Below are 16,769 nucleotides of genomic sequence, written 5' to 3'. Positions count from 1 at the left end.
GCACGGCGGCCTCGGCACGTCGGCGCACCGACAGCGGTCACCATCAGGCCGGCACCGCACCGGCGCTGACGCCCCTGCCAGGCGGCCGGCCCACCCACCCGCCGCCCACTCACAGGCGGACCACAGCCTCGCCACACGGCCGTGACAGCGGGCCTCGGAAGGGTCGGGGACATGCAAACGACAGTGTCCGCCGAAACCCTTCCCGCCCGGGAGCACCTCCCCGTGGGCGCGGCCGGCCGGCCCGTCCTCGACGTGGTGATCCCCGTCTACAACGAGGAGAAGGACCTGGAGCCGTGCGTGCTGCGGCTCCACGAGCACCTCCACCGCACCTTCCCGTACGACTTCCGCATCACCGTCGCCGACAACGCCTCCACCGACAGCACCCCGGACGTGGCCCGTGCGCTCGCCGCCCGGCTGCCCGACGCCGTGCGCTGCGTACGGCTGGAGGAGAAGGGCCGCGGCCGGGCGCTGCGGACGGTGTGGTCGGCCTCGGACGCGCCCGTCCTCGCCTACATGGACGTGGATCTGTCCACCGACCTCAACGCGCTGCTCCCGCTGGTCGCCCCGCTGATCTCCGGCCACTCCGACCTGGCGATCGGCTCGCGGCTGGCCCGCTCCTCGCGCGTGGTGCGCGGGCCGAAGCGGGAGTTCGTCTCGCGGGCGTACAACCTGATCCTGCGCGGCTCGCTCGCCGCCCGCTTCTCGGACGCCCAGTGCGGCTTCAAGGCGATCCGGCGGGAGGTCGCCGAGCGGCTGCTGCCGATGGTCGAGGACACCGGCTGGTTCTTCGACACCGAGATGCTGGTGCTCGCCGAGCGGGCCGGGCTGCGCATCCACGAGGTGCCGGTCGACTGGGTCGACGACCCCGACTCGACCGTGCACATCGTGCGGACCGCCACCGACGACCTGAAGGGCGTCTGGCGGGTGGGGCGGGCCCTGGCGACCGGTTCGCTGCCGCTCGACCGCCTCGCCCGGCCCTTCGGTGACGACCCGCGCGACCGCGAACTCAGCGGTGTGCCCGGCGGGCTGGCCCGCCAGCTGGTCGGCTTCTGCGTGGTCGGCGCCCTGTCGACGCTCTTCTACCTGGCCCTCTACTCCCTCTTCCGGCTCGGCGTCGGGCCCCAAGTCGCCAACGCCGGCGCCCTGCTGGTGTCCGCCGTCGCCAACACGGCGGCCAACCGCCGGCTCACCTTCGGCGTGCGGGGCCGGGACCGGGCCGCCCGCCACCAGGCGCAGGGCCTCGTCGTCTTCGGCATCGGGCTCGCCCTGACCAGCGGCTCCCTCGCCGCGCTCGGCGCCGCGACCGGCGATCCGGCGCACTCGACCGAGCTCGCCGTGCTGATCGTCGCCAACCTCGCCGCGACCGTCGTGCGTTTCCTCCTCTTCCGGCTCTGGGTCTTCCCGGAGCGCGCCACCGGCAAAAGGACCTCTCGATGAACTCCCTGACCCGACCGCAGCGCCTGTGGCGCGGGCGGCCCGAGGACGCGCCCTGGGTGCGGCCCGCCTTCTACGGCCTGCTCCTCGCGACCGCCGCCCTCTACCTCTGGAACCTGAGCGCGAGCGGCTACGCCAACTCCTTCTACTCCGCCGCCGTCCAGGCCGGCAGCCAGAGCTGGAAGGCCTTCTTCTTCGGCTCGCTCGACGCGGCGAACGCCATCACCGTCGACAAGCCGCCGGCCGCCCTGTGGCCGATGGCGCTGTCCGTGCGCCTCTTCGGACTCGGCTCCTGGCAGATCCTGGTCCCCGAGGTGCTGATGGGCGTCGGTACGGTCGCCGTCCTGTACGCGGCGGTCCGGCGCCGCTTCGGCGCGGGGGCGGGGCTGATCGCGGGCGCGGTCCTCGCGCTCACCCCGGTGGCCGCGCTGATGTTCCGCTTCAACAACCCGGACGCGCTGCTCGCCCTGCTCATGACGGTCGCGGTCTACTGCGTGCTGCGCGCCCTGGAGCTGGACAGGGGCGCGGCGCGGTGGCTGGTGTGGGCCGGGATCGCGCTCGGCTTCGCGTTCCTCGCCAAGACCCTGCAGGCCTTCCTGATCCTGCCGGTGCTGGCGCTCGTGTACCTGGTGTGCGCGCCGGGCGGTCCGGCGCGGCGCTTCGGCCGGCTGGGCCTGGGCGGGCTCGCGCTCGTCGTCTCGGCGGGCTGGTGGGTGGCGCTGGTCGAGCTGTGGCCGGCGTCCTCCCGTCCGTACGTCGGCGGCTCGCAGAACAACAGCTTCCTGGAGCTGACCTTCGGCTACAACGGACTCGGCCGGCTCAACGGCGACGAGGTCGGCAGCGTCGGGGGCGGCGGCCGCGGCGCGGCCCGGGTGACCGGGGACCTGCCGGCGGGCCTGGACCTGCCGGCGGGCATGGAGCCGCCGACCCGGCCCGGCGGTGGTGGCGGTGGCTGGGGCGAGACCGGCATCGGCCGCATGTTCGGCGACCAGATCGGCGGCCAGATCTCCTGGCTGCTGCCGGCCGCGCTGCTGCTGCTCGTCGCCGGTCTCGTGGTGACCTGGCGGGCCTCGCGTACGGACACGGCGCGCGCGGCGTTCCTGGTGTGGGGCGGCTCGCTGCTGCTGACGACGGGCGTCTTCAGCTTCATGGCCGGCATCTTCCACGAGTACTACACGGTGGCCATGGCCCCGTACGTGGCCGCCCTGGTCGGCATGGGCGCGGCGGTGCTGTGGGAGGAGCGGACCCGGTTCCCGGCCGCGGCGGCGCTCGCCGCCTCGGTCGCGCTGACGGCGGTGTGGGGCTGGGTGCTGCTCGGCCGCACGGCGGACTGGCTGCCGTGGCTGCGCTGGACGGTGCTCGTGGCCGGCTGCGCGGCGGCGCTCGGCCTGCTGCTCGCGGGCCGGGTGGACCGCCGCCTCGGTTTCGCGGCGGCGGGTCTCGGCCTCGCGGCGGGCCTCGCGGGCCCGTTCGCGTACACCCTGGCGACGGTGGCCGACGGCCACCAGGGCTCGATCGTGACGGCGGGCCCGGCGGGCATGGCGGGCCCGGGCGGCATGCGCGGTGGGCCGGGCAACGGCCGGATGTTCTTCGTGGGCGGCCCGGGCGGCCCGGGCGGCCAGGGCGGGCAGGGCGGGCAGGGCGGGCAGGGACAGCCCCCGGGCGGCCAGGGGCAGATCCCGGGCGGTCAGGGCCAGTTCCCGGGCGGTGGTCCCGGTGCGGGCCAGGGCCAGGGCCAGTTCCCGGGCGGCGGTCCCGGTGCGGGCCAGGGTCAGGGTCAGGGTCAGGGCCAGGGGCAGCTGCCCGGCGCCGGCGGGCAGGGCGCGGGCCGGTTCCCGGGCGGCGGCCAGGCCCCCGGCGCGACCGGTGAGAACCAGGTCGGCGGTCCGGGCGGCATGGGCGGCCTCCTCAACGGGGCCGGCGTCGGCACCGAGGCGGAGCGGAAGCTCCTGGCCGACGCCGACTCCTACACCTGGGTCGCCGCCGCCATCGGCGCCCAGAACGCGGCCAGCTACCAGCTCGCCACCGAGAAGCCCGTGATGGCGATCGGCGGCTTCAACGGCAGTGACCCGTCGCCGACCCTCACGCGGTTCAAGCAGTACGTGGCCGAGGGGAGGATCCACTACTTCATCGCCTCCGGCGGCGGCTTCGGAGCCGGCGGCAACGGCTCGCAGATCAGCTCGTGGGTCGAGGCCACCTTCGAGAAGGTCACCGTCGGCAGCGCCACCTTCTACGACCTGACCAGCAGGAAGTAGCCCCCGGGAGGGCCGACCGGAAAATCTCCTATACGGCGTACGAGGACTCCTGTACGGTGTACGAGAACCTGCCTCGTACACCGTATAAGGAGTTCCCATGACGGCGACGACCGCCGCGAACGAACGGGCCGCGACCGGCGGCCACCCGCAGCGCTGGCTGATCCTCGGCGTCATCTGCCTCGCCCAGCTCACCGTGCTGCTCGACAACACCGTGCTCAGCGTCGCCATCCCCTCGCTGACCACCGAGCTCCACGCGTCCACCAGCGACATCCAGTGGATGATCAACGCCTACTCGCTCGTCCAGTCCGGCCTGCTGCTCACCGCGGGCAACGCCGCCGACCGCTACGGCCGCAAGAAGTTGCTCGCCCTCGGCCTCGCGCTCTTCGGTCTCGGCTCGCTCACCGCCGGACTCGCCGACTCGACCGGGCAGCTGATCGCCGCCCGCGCGGGCATGGGCGTCGGCGGGGCGCTCCTGATGACCACGACCCTCGCCGTCGTCATGCAGATCTTCGACGACTCCCAGCGGGTCAAGGCCATCGCCATCTGGGCCACCATCGGCTCCCTCGGCTTCGCCGCGGGCCCGCTGATCGGCGGCGCGATCCTCGACCACTTCTGGTGGGGAATGATCTTCCTGATCAACATCCCGGTCGCCGCCGTCGGCCTGGTCGCCGTCCTCAAGCTGGTCCCCGAGTCGAAGAACCCGCAGGGTGAGCGCCCCGACCTGCTCGGCGCGCTGCTCTCCACGATCGGCATGTCCTCGGTCGTCTACGCGATCATCACCGGCCCGGAGCACGGCTGGACCTCGGCCCAGGTCCTGGTCCCGGCCGTCATCGGCCTGGCCGTCCTCGCCGGCTTCGTGACGTGGGAGCTGCGCATCCCGTACCCGATGCTCGACATGCACTTCTTCCGCAACCAGAAGTTCGTTGGCGCCGTCGCCGGCGCGATCCTGGTGATGCTCGGCATGGGCGGCTCGCTCTTCCTGCTCACCCAGCACCTGCAGTTCGTCCTCGGCTACGAGCCCCTGGAGGCGGGTCTGCGGATGGCGCCGCTCGCGCTGACGATCGTCGTCCTCAACCTCTCCGGCATCGGCCCGAAGCTCGTCATGAAGATCGGTACGGCCCCGTCCGTCGCGCTCGGCCTCAGCCTGGTCGCCGGCGGCCTCACCTCGATCGCCCTGCTCGGCGGCGGCACCGACGGCACGTACGGCGGCATGCTGCTCGGCCTGGTCCTGATGGGCGCGGGCATCGCGCTCTCCAACCCGGCCATGGCCAACGCGATCATGAGCGCGATCCCGCCGGAGAAGGCCGGTGTCGGCGCCGGCGTCAACGGCACCCTCGCCGAGTTCGGCAACGGCCTCGGCGTCGCGATCCTCGGCGCCGTCCTCAACGCCCGCTTCGCCGCCCTCGTCACCGTCACCGCAACCTCCCTCCCGGCCGCCCTGGCCGCGGCGGGCAGCGACGCCGAGCGGCAGCAGATCTCCGACGCCTTCGCCTCGGGCCTCCAGACCAGTCAGCTGGTCGGCGCGGTGGCCGTCTTCGCCGGTGGTCTCCTGGCGGCCTTCCTGCTGAAGCGGGCCGAGCGCACGGAGGAGCGGGCGAAGCGGCACGAGATGGCTGCCTAGCATGGTCCCGGATCACTGACATGCGGAGGGACGCGATGGTCAAGGCAGCCGACAGGGCCAAGAACCCGGCGCGTTCCAGCGTCTGGCTGGAGAACCGGGCCGCCCGCAGCGGGGGCGGCCCGGCCGGGCTCGACCGGGAGCGGATCGTCGCCGCGGCGATCCGGATGCTCGACGAGGAGGGCCTGGCCAAGCTGTCGATGCGCAAGCTCGCGACCGAGCTGAACGTGACCGCGATGTCCCTGTACTGGTACGTGGACACCAAGGACGACATCATCGAGTACGCGGTCGACACCTGCTACGGGGAGGTGGACCTGGCCGCCGTCGACGCCGCCGGCGACTGGCGGGACCGGATCCGGGTGATCGCCCTGGACTACCGCCGGATGCTGGTCCGCCACCCGTGGATGTCGGCCAGTGCCGGGCAGTACCTGAACATCGGCCCGAACGCGCTCGCCGTCGGCGTCAAGATCCAGGACGCGATCCGCGGCACCGGGCTGCCGCTCGACCGGCAGCCCAGCGCGATGTCGGCGGTCTTCCAGTTCGTGTACGGCTACGGGACGATCGAGGCCCAGTTCCAGCGCCGTGCGGCGGAGGCCGGGATGTCGCAGGACGACTTCTACGGGGAGTCGATGAAGGCCTTCCGCGACGAACCGTCGTTCGCGGAGGCCCTCGCGCCCATGACGGACATCCTCGACGAGCGGGCCTCGCACGGCAGCGTCACCGAGATCTGGGACCGCGACTTCGACTACGCCCTGGACGTCCTGGTCGCCGGTATCGAGGTCATGGTCGACCGGCGCGCCGGGGAGCGGGGGACCCAGGACGGGTGAGCGGGGCGCCGTCGCGCTTCCGCCGCAGCCGGCAGGAGAGTGCGGCGCTGACCACCGAGAGCGCCACCAGCGCGAGGCCGGCCCAGGGCGCCCGGGCGATGCCGACCAGGCTGATCACCGCGCCGCCCGTCGCGGCGCCGAGGACCACGCCCAGATGCATCGCCGAGGTGTTCAGCGCCACGCCGACGCCGCCGTCGGCCGGATCACCGGCGAGAAGGTAGCTCTGCACCGTCGGCGAGATCATCCAGCTGATGGTGGACCAGATCATCAACGCGGCGAGCAGCAGCCAGGGATGTCCGAGGCTCAGGGGAATCGCGAGCATCGACGCGGCGAACAGCAGCGGCACGATCACCAGCGCCCGGCGCGGGCCGAGGCGATCGCTCAGCCGGCCGCCGAGGTAGCCGCCGCCGACGGCCGCCAGGCCGATCAGCAGCAGGGTCAGGGCGATGCGCCGGCTGTCGGTGATCCCCGCCGCCTGCCGGAACCAGGGCGTGAGGTAGGCGAACAGGGTGAAGTGCCCGCCGAGCAGCAGGATCGACACCAGCTGCGCCAGGTTGAGCGCGGGGTCGCGCAGGTGGCGCAGGTACGCCGCGCCGTCGGCGCGGCCGTCCAGGACGCGGGGCGGCAGCGCGACGCGCAGCAGGGCGGCCAGGGGAAGCGCGTAGAGGGCGATACCGGCGAAGACCCAGCGCCAGCCGAACCATGCGTCGACCAGTACACCGGCCGGAACGCCGAGCACCAGCGCTCCGCTGATGCCCGTGAAGATCAGGCCGATGGCGCGCCCGCGCCGCGCCGCCGACGCCAGATCCACCGCCAGCAGGCCGGCCTGTGTGACCAGGAGACCGCAGCAGGTGGCCATGCCGACGCGCATCAGCAGGAGCGTGACGAAGCCGGGGCTCAGCGCGGCACCGGCGTTGAAGGCGGCGAACACCAGCAGCGTGATCACGAGCAGCCGGCGGCTGTCCGCCCCGCAGGTCAGCCGGCCGAGTAACGGCGCGGCGACGGCGAAGCTCAGGGAGAAGATGCTGGTGAGCTGGCCGGCGAGGCTGAGCGAGACGTCGAGGTCGGAGGCGACGGACGGCAGGATGCCGGTGAGGATCGCCTCGGCCAGGCCGGCGGCGGACGCGCAGAAGGAGAGCGACAGCAGGCGAAGGTCCATGGCGGGCTCCGATTCCCGGTGAGGGGTTTCGGGGCGAAGGGCCTTCGGTTATCCCGGACGGACGAGCAGCGGTCTGGCGACGCAGGCTAGTTGAGGCCGACCCCGGGTACAAGACTCCGGACAGGACTCCCGCACAGGACTCCCGCACAGGACTCCCGCACAGGACTCCCGCACAGGACTCCCGCACAGGACTCCCGGACGGGCCCCGGGCCCGTCCGCGGGCGGACATGACGGAGCGGCGGGCCGTCCCCTGCCCGCCGCTCCGTATTCCACCCGGCCGCGCCTCCGCTCGAAGCGCGGCCGGGAGTCCTTTCCTGCCGCCCTACTCGGCCGCCTTCACGTCCGCCTTGACGTCCGCGTTCACGTCCGTCTTCTCGTCCGCCTTCACGGAGTTGCTCTTCAGCGCGACCTCCTTGATGAACAGCGTCACCAGGAAGGCGAGCAGCGCGAAGGGCGCCGAGTAGAGGAAGACGTCACCGACGCCGTGGCCGTACGCGCTCTCCATGACCGTGCGGATCGGGGCGGGCAGCTTGTCCATGTCGGGGATGCCGCCACCGCCGCCGCCCTGGCCCAGGGCCGCCGCGGCCTTCGGGCCGAGCTCGGTCAGGCCGTCCTTGACGTAGTCGGTGACCCGGTGGGCCATGACCGCGCCGAGCGCCGAGACACCGATCGCACCGCCCAGGGAGCGGAAGAAGGTGACGACGGAGGAGGCGGCGCCGAGGTCGGAGGGGGCGACCTGGTTCTGGGTGCACAGGACCAGGTTCTGCATCATCATGCCGAGGCCGAGGCCGAGGACCGCCATGAAGATCGCGATGTGCCAGTACTCCGTGTCGTAACGGATGGTGCCGAGCAGGCCGAGGCCGCCGGCGGCGAGGGCGCCGCCGCTGACCAGCCAGGCCTTCCAGCGGCCGGTCTTGGTGATGATCATGCCGGAGACCGTCGAGGAGACGAACAGGCCGCCGATCATCGGGATGGTGAGGACGCCGGACATCGTCGGCGACTCGTTGCGGGCCAGCTGGAAGTACTGGCTGAAGAAGACCGTGCCGGCGAACATCGCGACACCGACGAAGAGCGAGGCCGTCGAGGCGAGCGCGATCGTGCGGTTGCGGAAGAGCCGCAGCGGGATGATCGGCTCGGAGGCCTTGGACTCGACGAGGACGAAGACCGCGCCGAGCAGGACGGAGCCGCCCACCATGACGGCGGTCTGCCAGGACATCCAGTCGTACTTGTCGCCGGCGAAGGTGACCCAGATGAGGAGCAGGGAGACGGCGGCGCTGATGAAGAAGGCACCGGCCCAGTCGACCTTGACCTCGCGCTTCACGACGGGGAGCTTGAGGGTCTTCTGCAGGACCAGCAGCGCGATGATCGCGAAGGGCACGCCGACGTAGAAGCACCAGCGCCAGCCGAGCCAGTCGGTGTCGGTGATGACGCCGCCGAGCAGCGGGCCGCCGACGGTGGCGACGGCGAAGGTGGCGCCGAGGTAGCCGCTGTACCGGCCGCGCTCGCGCGGGGCGATCATGGCGGCCAGGATGATCTGGGAGAGGGCGGTCAGACCGCCGACGCCGATGCCCTGGACCACGCGGCAGGCGATGAGCATGCCGGTGTTCTGGGACAGTCCGGCGACGACCGACCCCGCGACGTAGATGACCAGGGCTATCTGGACCAGCAGCTTCTTGGAGAAGAGGTCCGCGAGCTTGCCCCAGAGCGGGGTGGTCGCCGTCATCGACAGGAGGGCGGCGGTGACGACCCAGGTGTACGCGGACTGGCCGCCGCCGAGGTCGGTGATGATCTGGGGGAGGGCGTTGGAGACGATCGTCGAGGACAGGATGGCGACGAACATGCCGAGCAGGAGCCCGGACAGCGCCTCCATGATCTGCCGGTGCGTCATGGGAGCGGCGCCCCCCTGACTGGTGAGGCCGTCCCGCACACCGGCGTCGGGCGAGGTCGTAGCCATGAACTTCCTTCGTTCTCAGACGTGGTGCGCCCGGCAGTCCCCGAAGGAATCGCGGAGGCGGGCGAGCAGGGTGGTGAGCAGTTCGACGTCGTCGTCGGACCACTCCTCGAGGTGGCGGGCGAGCGTGACGGTCAGCCGACGGTCGAGTTCGGCCAACTTGTCCTCGCCCGCGGGGGTGAGGCGCAGGATGCGGGAGCGCTTGTCGACGGGGTCGGGCAGTCGTTCGACCCAGCCGCGGTCCGCGGTGTGGGCCACATGCCGACTGCTGACCGACGTGTCGACCCCCATGAGCTCGGAGACGCGGCCCATCCGCATGTCCCCGTGGTGCTTGAGCAGGGCGAGCACGATGGCCGAGCCCCCCGGGCAGTCCGCGGGCAGGGAACGTGCCATGCCCCGCTTGACCGCGCCGATGGCGCTCACCTGGCGGGCGAGGTTCTCGTACCGGTTCGGCTTCTCCACCGTGACCCCTACATCTTGTTGCTTAGAGCAACCATAGAGATGGATGGTTGCTTCAGGCAAACTAAATCGGTCAAAGCGCGCTAAAGAATCGGCAAAGCGGCCGGAGGGAGGCGGAGAGGGGCCCGACGGCGGTCCGCGCGGGGAGGGAAGGTGCAGGTCCCGGGAAGGGGACATGACCAGGGCTTGGGGCGGCGAGGTCGACTTCGCTAGGGTCCGGGCCATGGCACACAACCCCCAAGCACCGTACGGCCAGGGCGCTCAGGGCCCCGAGGGCTCCTACGACCCCGCCGGCAGCACCCAGATGTTCCGCGCCTTCGTCGACGAGGGCACCCCGCAGCGACAGCAGCACCAGGTCGCCGCACCGTCCTCCGGCCCCCGTGTCGGCCTGATCGTCGGCGTGATCGTCGCGATCGCCGTCCTGGCGGGCGTGGCCTGGCTGGCGCTGGGCTGAGCGGCGTCAGCCGACGGGCCCCGAAGAGGGCGGCCGGGCCAGGAGCTGTGGTGGGCTCCTGACGCGACCGCCCTCTTGGCGCGTCGGCGCCGGTGCCGGTCAGCCGGTCAGCCGCTGCAGCCGGTCAGCCCGGTCAGCCGGTCAGCCCGTGCAGCCGGGCACGGTGCCGGGGTCGCAGTTGGTGGGCAGGTTCTCCGCGACGATGGTCGAGTTCAGCACCACCTGACCTCCGGAGTTGAGGATGCCGCCCGGCGCGTTGAGGGCGGCGTTGTTCGTCACCCGCGTGCTGTTGAGCGTGACCGACCCGCCCCGGTTCGCGATGCCGCCGCCCTGTCTGCTGTCGATGGCCCCTTCGGTGACCCGGTTGGCGAAGACCTCGCCCCCGGTCATCTGCAGCGTGCCGTAGGTGTTGATCCCACCGCCGATGGCCGCCGACGAGTTGCTGCGGACGACCGTGTTGGTCAGCGTCACGTTCGCGTCCGGGGCGATCATGATGCCGCCGCCGTCGGCCCCGGCCGCGTTCTCGACGACCCGGCTGTCGCTCACGGTCAGCCTCCCGTCCACCTCGATCCCCCCGCCCTGGCCGCTGAGGGCGGTGTTGCCGCCGACCGTGCTGTTCCGGAAGGTCGTGACGCTCTGGGGGTAGTCGAGGTATCCGGCGCCGTCGCCGGTGCTGACGTTGTACATGAGGTCGCTGTTCGAGAAGCTGACCGTGCTGCTCGCGGACGCGATGCCGCCTCCGCCGTCGTGCGCGTAGTTGTGGACGACCTTGCTCCGGTCCACCGAGAGCCTGCCGCCGTCGTGCACCCAGACGCCGCCCCCGTAGCCCGTGGAGAGGCGCCCGTTCCGCACGGTCAGGCCGCCGAGCCGCAGGTCGCCGTTCGGTCCGCTGACCTCGAAGAGGCGGAAGTCCGGCGTACCCGTCTGAGTGCTCCGCCTGATCGTGCTGCCGTTGCCGACGAGGGTGATCTGGCTGGTGATCACCGGCAGGCCGTTGGAGGCGTTGTGCGGCGTCGTCACGGTGTAGAGGCAGCCGGGCGAGAGGATGAGCAGGCTGGGGCCCGGGGCCGCGTTCGCCTGGGCGATGGCACTCTTCAGCGCCGCCTGCCCGCACGGCACGAACTCCTGGGCGGCGGCCCCCGTCGGTACGCCCACGACCGCCGCGACCGCGGCGACCGCCGTGGCCGTCACGGTCGCCGCGGTCGCTCCCGCGAAGGCAGTGGCACGTCTTGTACGTCTGAACACATCCGTCCCTATCCGCTCGAGGTGACTACGGAACGCAACCTATGAGCGACATAAAGTGAACGCATTTCGATCTTGGGCTTTCCGGCGGCATTTCCGCGTACGCGAGGCGGCCCCACCCCTCTTCATGATCGACTTGGCACCGAGCCGGAACGCCGAGTCATGGGGGTCTTGAGATGCGTGTGCTGCTGCTGTCGTACGGGTCGCGCGGGGACGTCGAGCCGATGGTCGGGCTCGCGGTGCGGCTGCGGGAGCTGGGCGTGGAGGCGCGGGTGTGCGCGCCCCCGGACTTCGCGGAGCTCCTCGAAGGCGCCGGCCTGCCGCTGGTGCCGCTCGGGCGGTCGCTGAAGGAGATGGCGACCGAGGCCGTGACCGGCGCGGCGACGTCGCAGAAGCCGCTGAGCATGTCCGAGCGCGCCGCCCGGCTGATCGCGACGACATACGCGGCGGTCGCCCCGGTGGCCGAGGGGTGCGACGCGATCGTGGCGACCGGCCTGGTCCCGGCCGCGGCCGCCGCGCGGGCGGTGGCCGACAAGCTCGGCATCCCTTACTTCTTCGTCTCCTACTTCCCGAACTACCTGCCGTCGCCGCACCACCCGCCGCTCGCCTGGCCGGGCCGCCCGCTCCCGGCGGACGTCACCGACAACCGGGTGCTGTGGGACCTGAACGCCGAGACCCTGAACGAGCTGTTCGGGGAGGCGGTCGACGCCCACCGGGCCTCGGTCGGCCTGCCGCCGGCCGGCGACGTGCGCGCCCACGTCTTCACCGACCGCCCCTGGCTGGCGGCGGACGCGACCCTCGCCCCCTGGCGCCTGCCGGCCGACCTGGACGTCGTGCAGACGGGCGTGTGGATCCGTCCGGACGAGCGCCCGCTCCCGGCCGATCTGGAGGCGTTCCTGGAGGCCGGCACCCCGCCGGTGTTCGTGGGCTTCGGCAGCATGCCCGTACGCGACGCGGAGGACGTCGCCCGCGCGGCGGTCGAGGCGGTCCGCGCGCAGGGCCGGCGCGTCCTCCTCTCCCGCGGCTGGGCCGGCCTGGCACCGACCGACGAGGGCGACGACTGCTTCGTGGTCGGCGAGGTCAACCAGCAGGCGCTGTTCGGGCGCGTGGCCGCCGTCGTCCACCACGGCGGCGCGGGCACGACCACCACGGCCGCCCGCGTGGGCGCCCCGCAGGTCGTCGTGCCGCAGATGGCGGACCAGCCCTACTGGGCGGCCCGGGTGGCCGAGCTGGGCATCGGCGCGGCCCACGAGGGCTCGGCCCTGACCGCCGCGTCCCTGTCGGCCGCGCTCGGGACGGCCCTGACCCCCGAGACCGGCGCCCGCGCGAAGGCCGTGGCCGACGCGATCCGCACCGACGGGACGACGGTGGCGGCGGAGCTGCTGGGCGCGGCGATCGACCCGGCGGGCCGGGCCTGACCCGGCGCGGCCGGCTGAGCCGGGTCAGACCCCGGCCGGCGGGCCGAGCCGGGTCAGCCTCGCCGGCAGGCGCCCGGACGCCGGCGAAGGGCGGTGCCCCCTCCCGAGGGGGCGCCGCCCTTCGCCGGGCGGTGCCACCGCCCCGACGATCAGGCCTGGGGCTGCGCCGCGCGCGTGTAGGTGAGGAACACCGCGCCGCTCTTGAGGACCGTGTGGTCCGCGAGCGTCCACGTGCGCGGGTCGAAGGCGGCCTTGCGGGAGAACAGCGGGATCCCGTCGCCGATGGTCAGCGGGCCGACCTTGAGGATCAGCGTGTCGATCTCGGCGTAGAGCGAGCCGGCGAGCTCGGCGCCGCCGAGCAGCCAGATGTCCTTCCCCTCCTGCTGCTTGAGCTCGCGCACGACCGCCACCGGGTCCTCGGCGACCAGCTCGACGGCCGGGTCCGGGCTCTCGGTCAGCGTCCGGGAGAACACCAGGTGCCGCAGGTGCGGGTAGGCGTCGGTGACGCCGGCCGCGAGACCGATCTCGTAGCTGCGCCGCCCCTCCAGCACCGTGTCGAAGTGCGTGCCCTCCGCGGTGACGGACAGCGCCTGCCGGGCCTGGACGGGCAGCGTCTCCGGGTACTCGGCCACGAGGTGCTGTATGTAGTCCTCCGTGATGGGCCAGAAGCCGTTGGGGCCGGTGGGGTCGTCGCCCTCCGGCCCCGCGATGAAGCCGTCGAGAGTGGTGGCGACGTAATGGACGAGTTTGCGCATGCCGGGTTCCTTCCGTAGGTCACGCTGTCGCGGCGCGGCTCCCCGGCGGGGACGGCGAGGCCGCTTGATGATCATGACAGCCCGTCGTGGACGCGGACGGCGTTCCGACGAAAGGCCCGACCGGAGAGCGGCCCGGCGGCGGGCCCTGAGGGCGGGCCGGCAGGCGGCGGGTCCGCACCCAGTACGAGCGGGCCGCGACGGCGAGGGCGACCCCGTACCCGCCGAACGCGATCATGCCGGGCCAGGCGGCGAGCAGCATGTCCCCGGAGCTCGCGAAGTCGCCCTGCCGCATGGTCACCACCCCGGCCGTGGCCAGGGCGCAGTACCCGATCCCGACCACCCCGTACGGCGCGAGGGTGGCGGCGCCGAGCAGCGCCGGGGTCAACGGGAGCCAGCGCGGCACCCGACGGCCGCGCAGGAACGGCACCGGGCGCGGGAAGACCTGGCCCCACGGGCGGAGCAGCCCCCAGAGCAGGAAGACGCCGAGCGCGGCCAGCAGCACGGTGGGGTCCAGGCCCCAGGACTCCAGCGTGAGCCAGGTCCCCGAGGCCCCGTTGCGCTCGGAGACCGCGAGCATCCGCTCCTTGTCCACCCCGGCGTAGCTGCCGCCCCACGCCCACACCTGCTTCATCGCCGCGTACGGGAGGAAGGCCGCCGTCCCCGCCCAGGCGACCAGCTGGACCCGGGCGGGGGCCGCGGACGGCGCCGCCGGGACGGTCCCCCGGGGCGACGGCGGACCGAGGGAGCGGGCGGTCGCCGTGAGAGCCACCGCCCCGACGGCCGCGAGCAGCCGGTTCGCTGCCGCCGCCCAACTGTCCACCTCCTGCGCGAAGACCTGTGTGATCACGTCCATCAGCAGACCGAACGCGGCGAGGCCGGCCAGTCCGCAGGCCACCCAGAGCAGCGCCCGCAGCCCGGGCCGCGGCCCGTACCGCACCACCGCCCAACCGGCCACCGCCGCCCACGCACCCACGGCCACGACCGCCCAGTCGAGCGCGGCGCCGCCGCCCCCGAACAGCGGTGTCCCGCTCACCACCCCCACCAGCCCGAACGCGGCATAGGCCAGGCCCCACAGCGCCGACACCCACGGGGCCCTCCGGCCCCTCGGCTTCTTCCGTCCGTCATCGTTCATGCCATGACCCTCGCCCCGACCGCGGGGGCGGGTCGTCGACCTCGCGTCCCATCCGCCTCCGCCGCCGGGGCGAGCGCGAATACGACCCGGGTCTCAGACCTCGGAAGAAAATTTCGGCGGCGGTGTCACACGTTCCCGACGGGCGGTGTCAGTGCAGTGAAACCGTCACCGCGACGGCAACCGCCCGCAGAGGAGCCCGAGATGTCCACCACCGCCATCGTCGTCACCGCCGTCGCCGCCTTCATGGCCGGCTTCTCCGGGGTGTCGGTCTTCGCCCGCGCCAAGTTCGTCGTCGAGCCGCTCGCCGAGTACGGCGTCCCGCGCCGCATCTGGAACCTGCTCGGCGCCGCCAAGCTGGCCGGCGCGATCGGCCTCCTGGTCGGCTACGCCGTCCCGGCGATCGGCATCGCCGCCGCGATCGGGCTGGTCCTCTACTTCACCGGCGCCGTCATCACCGTGATCCGCGCCCGCGCCTACGCGCACGCCCCGTTCCCGCTGATCTACATGGCCCCGGCGGTCGCCGTCCTGGTCCTGGCGGCGTGACGATTCACAGGCTGTGGACGAATGCGTCCCAGGCAGAACGGCCGAAGACGACAGCAGGGCCCTCCGGGGCCTTGCTGTCACGTACGGGGACGAGGCCGGGGAATCCGGGGGCGACTTCGAGGCAGTTTCCGCCGTCGTTCCCGCTGTAGCTGCTCTTGATCCAGGTCGACGCGTCGAGTTCGTGCCTCTGCATGCTGCTCGTACCCCTTCATCGTCTCGCTGATCAGAGCGGCGGATTCGGTCACTGACAGAGCGTCCGCTCGGAGCACATCATAGGTCTGGCTATGGCGAGCGAAGACGGTTGGATCACCGATGAAATGGCCTTGCCCCAGCGATTCGGAGTAGACCCATTCCTTGCCTCCCGGCAGCCGGATCAGCGACATCGAGGTGCTGGGGCGGACGAGTTCGGCGCGGCCGGCCGGAGCTATCTGAAGGACGAAATTCGACCTTCGGCCCACCTCCAGCAGGTGCGCGCACTGATCGCGCATCACTGCGGCGTCGCCTACCTCGTTCCGGAGGCAACTCTCGTCGAGCACGGCCATGTACAGAGGGCCGTCCTCGGTCAGGAAGCGCTGCTGGCGGCTCAGGCGGGCCCTGACCCTCTTCTCCGCCTCGTCCGGTGGGGCGATCTGCGAGAGCAGGGCATACGCATAGTCCGGTGCCTGGAGCAGGCCCGGCACCACCTGCACCTGGTATTCCCGCAGTGCCACCGCTTCCGCGTCCATCTTCGCCCGACGCTCGAACCAGTCCGGATGTTCCACCTGCGGATACCAGTCGATCTTGGCCCACAGCCGCACTAACACCCCGCCCGTCCCCAGGACTTCGTCGCACGCCCTCGCGAACGCCTCCTGCGGGACCCGCTTCGCCGCCTCCACCCGCGCCACCATCGAGCGGTCGCAGGGGACGAGGCGGGCCAGCGCCTCCTGGGTCACGCCCGCCGACTCGCGGTAGTGGCGGAGGAGTTCGCCGAAGACCTCCGACGTCGTCGCGGCCTCCGTGCCCGCCGCTCTCGCGTTCCGCTGGGTCACTCCAACCCCCCTCGTGACAGTGGGCCTTGGCACGCGGTGAGCGTTGTGGCCGCCTCCCCCATTGAGCAACGCTGGGACCACAGAGAGTAATCGCCCGATCGGGTGAGCGTGGAAGGAACGAGGAATGGCAGGGCACACGGAGTGCGGGGCCTACCTGTACGACCCGGTGGCGCGGAAGGTGGGCGAGTACCGGGGGCAGGCCGGGCCCTACGCGATGCTGCGGCCGCTCGGTGGCGGGCGGGAGTGGCAGGCGGATCCGGAGCGGGTGCGTCCCGCGACGCCGGCCGAGCGGCTGAGCGCCGGGGTCAGGGCGGCGAACGAGCAGGCGAGCGTGACGTACGAGCTGAGCCGGCCGCCCGTGCCGGTGCCGCACTGCGTGGAGTGCGGCGAACTGGCCGCCGCCCGTGCCGCGGCCCGGGCGCGGTTCGACTGGAGCGCGGAGACCGACGCGAACGTCCTGCTGCGCAGGCACCAAGGCGAGAGCCACCCGTGAA

General features: G+C 72.5%; 15 protein-coding genes and 1 pseudogene. 8 read left to right on the top strand and 8 right to left on the bottom strand.

The window, feature by feature from the left end:
• Window positions 1-171 precede the first annotated feature (171 nt).
• The 4 genes from ACIGXE_RS10010 to ACIGXE_RS09995 all read left to right on the top strand — a co-directional run bounded on the left by ACIGXE_RS10010 (window position 172) and on the right by ACIGXE_RS09995 (window position 6,134).
• Window positions 172-1,437 carry a glycosyltransferase gene (locus ACIGXE_RS10010; RefSeq protein ID WP_399745397.1) on the top strand — a complete coding sequence of 422 codons (1,266 nt, stop codon included), beginning with the start codon at window positions 172-174 and terminating at the stop codon, window positions 1,435-1,437.
• Window positions 1,434-3,689: an ArnT family glycosyltransferase gene (locus ACIGXE_RS10005; protein WP_399745395.1), complete on the top strand. Its 2,256-nt coding sequence runs from the start codon at window positions 1,434-1,436 to the stop codon at window positions 3,687-3,689. Before ACIGXE_RS10010 ends, ACIGXE_RS10005 begins: the two co-directional genes overlap by 4 nt.
• A 97-nt stretch (window positions 3,690-3,786) precedes the next feature.
• Window positions 3,787-5,310, top strand: coding sequence for a DHA2 family efflux MFS transporter permease subunit (locus ACIGXE_RS10000; RefSeq protein WP_399745393.1), 1,524 nt, complete (start codon window positions 3,787-3,789; stop codon window positions 5,308-5,310).
• 35 nt (window positions 5,311-5,345) lie between these two features.
• Complete coding sequence (locus tag ACIGXE_RS09995; RefSeq protein ID WP_399745391.1) at window positions 5,346-6,134, top strand: TetR/AcrR family transcriptional regulator; 789 nt, start codon at window positions 5,346-5,348, stop codon at window positions 6,132-6,134.
• Here ACIGXE_RS09995 and ACIGXE_RS09990 read toward each other — a convergent pair.
• From ACIGXE_RS09990 to ACIGXE_RS09980, 3 genes are all read right to left on the bottom strand, one after another.
• On the bottom strand, window positions 6,088-7,293 hold the full coding sequence (locus ACIGXE_RS09990; RefSeq protein WP_399745389.1) for an MFS transporter: 1,206 nt from the start codon (window positions 7,291-7,293) through the stop codon (window positions 6,088-6,090). The genes ACIGXE_RS09995 and ACIGXE_RS09990 overlap by 47 nt on opposite strands.
• A gap of 322 nt (window positions 7,294-7,615) precedes the next feature.
• A complete protein-coding gene (locus tag ACIGXE_RS09985; RefSeq protein ID WP_399745387.1) occupies window positions 7,616-9,247 on the bottom strand; it encodes an MDR family MFS transporter in 1,632 nt (543 codons plus the stop codon).
• Between the two features lie 15 nt (window positions 9,248-9,262).
• On the bottom strand, window positions 9,263-9,706 hold the full coding sequence (locus tag ACIGXE_RS09980; protein ID WP_399745385.1) for a MarR family winged helix-turn-helix transcriptional regulator: 444 nt from the start codon (window positions 9,704-9,706) through the stop codon (window positions 9,263-9,265).
• Between the two features lie 220 nt (window positions 9,707-9,926).
• On the opposite strand from ACIGXE_RS09980, the gene ACIGXE_RS09975 reads away from it, so the two are divergent.
• Entirely contained in the window at window positions 9,927-10,157 is a 231-nt protein-coding gene (locus ACIGXE_RS09975) for a hypothetical protein (protein WP_399745383.1), read from the top strand.
• Between the two features lie 141 nt (window positions 10,158-10,298).
• On the opposite strand, the gene ACIGXE_RS09970 is transcribed toward ACIGXE_RS09975, so the two are convergent.
• Window positions 10,299-11,348 carry a right-handed parallel beta-helix repeat-containing protein gene (locus tag ACIGXE_RS09970; protein WP_399745381.1) on the bottom strand — a complete coding sequence of 350 codons (1,050 nt, stop codon included), beginning with the start codon at window positions 11,346-11,348 and terminating at the stop codon, window positions 10,299-10,301.
• 227 nt (window positions 11,349-11,575) lie between these two features.
• Here ACIGXE_RS09970 and ACIGXE_RS09965 point away from each other — a divergent pair, with 227 nt between their 5' ends.
• Window positions 11,576-12,817, top strand: a complete 1,242-nt coding sequence (locus ACIGXE_RS09965) for a glycosyltransferase (protein WP_399745379.1) — start codon at window positions 11,576-11,578, stop codon at window positions 12,815-12,817.
• A 149-nt stretch (window positions 12,818-12,966) separates the two neighbouring features.
• Here the strand turns inward: ACIGXE_RS09965 and ACIGXE_RS09960 are convergent, their stop codons facing one another.
• Together ACIGXE_RS09960 and ACIGXE_RS09955 are read right to left on the bottom strand one after the other, a co-directional pair.
• Entirely contained in the window at window positions 12,967-13,572 is a 606-nt protein-coding gene (locus ACIGXE_RS09960; protein ID WP_399745377.1) for a dihydrofolate reductase family protein, read from the bottom strand.
• A 19-nt stretch (window positions 13,573-13,591) separates the two neighbouring features.
• Entirely contained in the window at window positions 13,592-14,704 is a 1,113-nt protein-coding gene (locus tag ACIGXE_RS09955) for a hypothetical protein (protein ID WP_399745375.1), read from the bottom strand.
• A 201-nt stretch (window positions 14,705-14,905) separates the two neighbouring features.
• On the opposite strand from ACIGXE_RS09955, the gene ACIGXE_RS09950 reads away from it, so the two are divergent.
• Window positions 14,906-15,247: a DoxX family protein gene (locus ACIGXE_RS09950; RefSeq protein ID WP_399745373.1), complete on the top strand. Its 342-nt coding sequence runs from the start codon at window positions 14,906-14,908 to the stop codon at window positions 15,245-15,247.
• Between the two features lie 4 nt (window positions 15,248-15,251).
• Here the strand turns inward: ACIGXE_RS09950 and ACIGXE_RS09945 are convergent.
• A pseudogene (locus ACIGXE_RS09945) lies at window positions 15,252-15,353 on the bottom strand (DUF397 domain-containing protein); the annotation flags it as partial.
• Window positions 15,325-16,275, bottom strand: a complete 951-nt coding sequence (locus ACIGXE_RS09940; RefSeq protein WP_399745371.1) for a helix-turn-helix domain-containing protein — start codon at window positions 16,273-16,275, stop codon at window positions 15,325-15,327. The pseudogene ACIGXE_RS09945 and the gene ACIGXE_RS09940, both read right to left, overlap by 29 nt.
• Before the next feature lie 124 nt (window positions 16,276-16,399).
• On the opposite strand from ACIGXE_RS09940, the gene ACIGXE_RS09935 reads away from it, so the two are divergent.
• Complete coding sequence (locus ACIGXE_RS09935; protein ID WP_399745369.1) at window positions 16,400-16,768, top strand: hypothetical protein; 369 nt, start codon at window positions 16,400-16,402, stop codon at window positions 16,766-16,768.
• Window position 16,769: the final 1 nt, after the last annotated feature.

It is taken from the genome of Streptomyces sp. NPDC053431, assembly GCF_044544925.1.
Taxonomy (GTDB): Bacteria; Actinomycetota; Actinomycetes; order Streptomycetales; family Streptomycetaceae; genus Streptomyces.
The sequence above is the reverse complement of the archived record's forward strand: the minus strand, read 5'-3'. Positions and strand labels throughout refer to the sequence as shown.

Excerpts from the sequence above, each read along its gene's own strand:
- ACIGXE_RS09960 (WP_399745377.1), bottom strand. The coding sequence starts at position 13,572 with ATGCGCAAACTCGTCCATTACGTCGCCACCACTCTCGACGGCTTCATC.
- ACIGXE_RS09955 (WP_399745375.1), bottom strand. The coding sequence starts at position 14,704 with ATGAACGATGACGGACGGAAGAAGCCGAGGGGCCGGAGGGCCCCGTGG.
- ACIGXE_RS09965 (WP_399745379.1), top strand. The coding sequence starts at position 11,576 with ATGCGTGTGCTGCTGCTGTCGTACGGGTCGCGCGGGGACGTCGAGCCG.
- ACIGXE_RS09975 (WP_399745383.1), top strand. The coding sequence starts at position 9,927 with ATGGCACACAACCCCCAAGCACCGTACGGCCAGGGCGCTCAGGGCCCC.
- ACIGXE_RS10000 (WP_399745393.1), top strand. The coding sequence starts at position 3,787 with ATGACGGCGACGACCGCCGCGAACGAACGGGCCGCGACCGGCGGCCAC.
- ACIGXE_RS09995 (WP_399745391.1), top strand. The coding sequence starts at position 5,346 with ATGGTCAAGGCAGCCGACAGGGCCAAGAACCCGGCGCGTTCCAGCGTC.
- ACIGXE_RS09950 (WP_399745373.1), top strand. The coding sequence starts at position 14,906 with ATGTCCACCACCGCCATCGTCGTCACCGCCGTCGCCGCCTTCATGGCC.
- ACIGXE_RS10010 (WP_399745397.1), top strand. The coding sequence starts at position 172 with ATGCAAACGACAGTGTCCGCCGAAACCCTTCCCGCCCGGGAGCACCTC.
- ACIGXE_RS09935 (WP_399745369.1), top strand. The coding sequence starts at position 16,400 with ATGGCAGGGCACACGGAGTGCGGGGCCTACCTGTACGACCCGGTGGCG.
- ACIGXE_RS09985 (WP_399745387.1), bottom strand. The coding sequence starts at position 9,247 with ATGGCTACGACCTCGCCCGACGCCGGTGTGCGGGACGGCCTCACCAGT.
- ACIGXE_RS09990 (WP_399745389.1), bottom strand. The coding sequence starts at position 7,293 with ATGGACCTTCGCCTGCTGTCGCTCTCCTTCTGCGCGTCCGCCGCCGGC.
- ACIGXE_RS10005 (WP_399745395.1), top strand. The coding sequence starts at position 1,434 with ATGAACTCCCTGACCCGACCGCAGCGCCTGTGGCGCGGGCGGCCCGAG.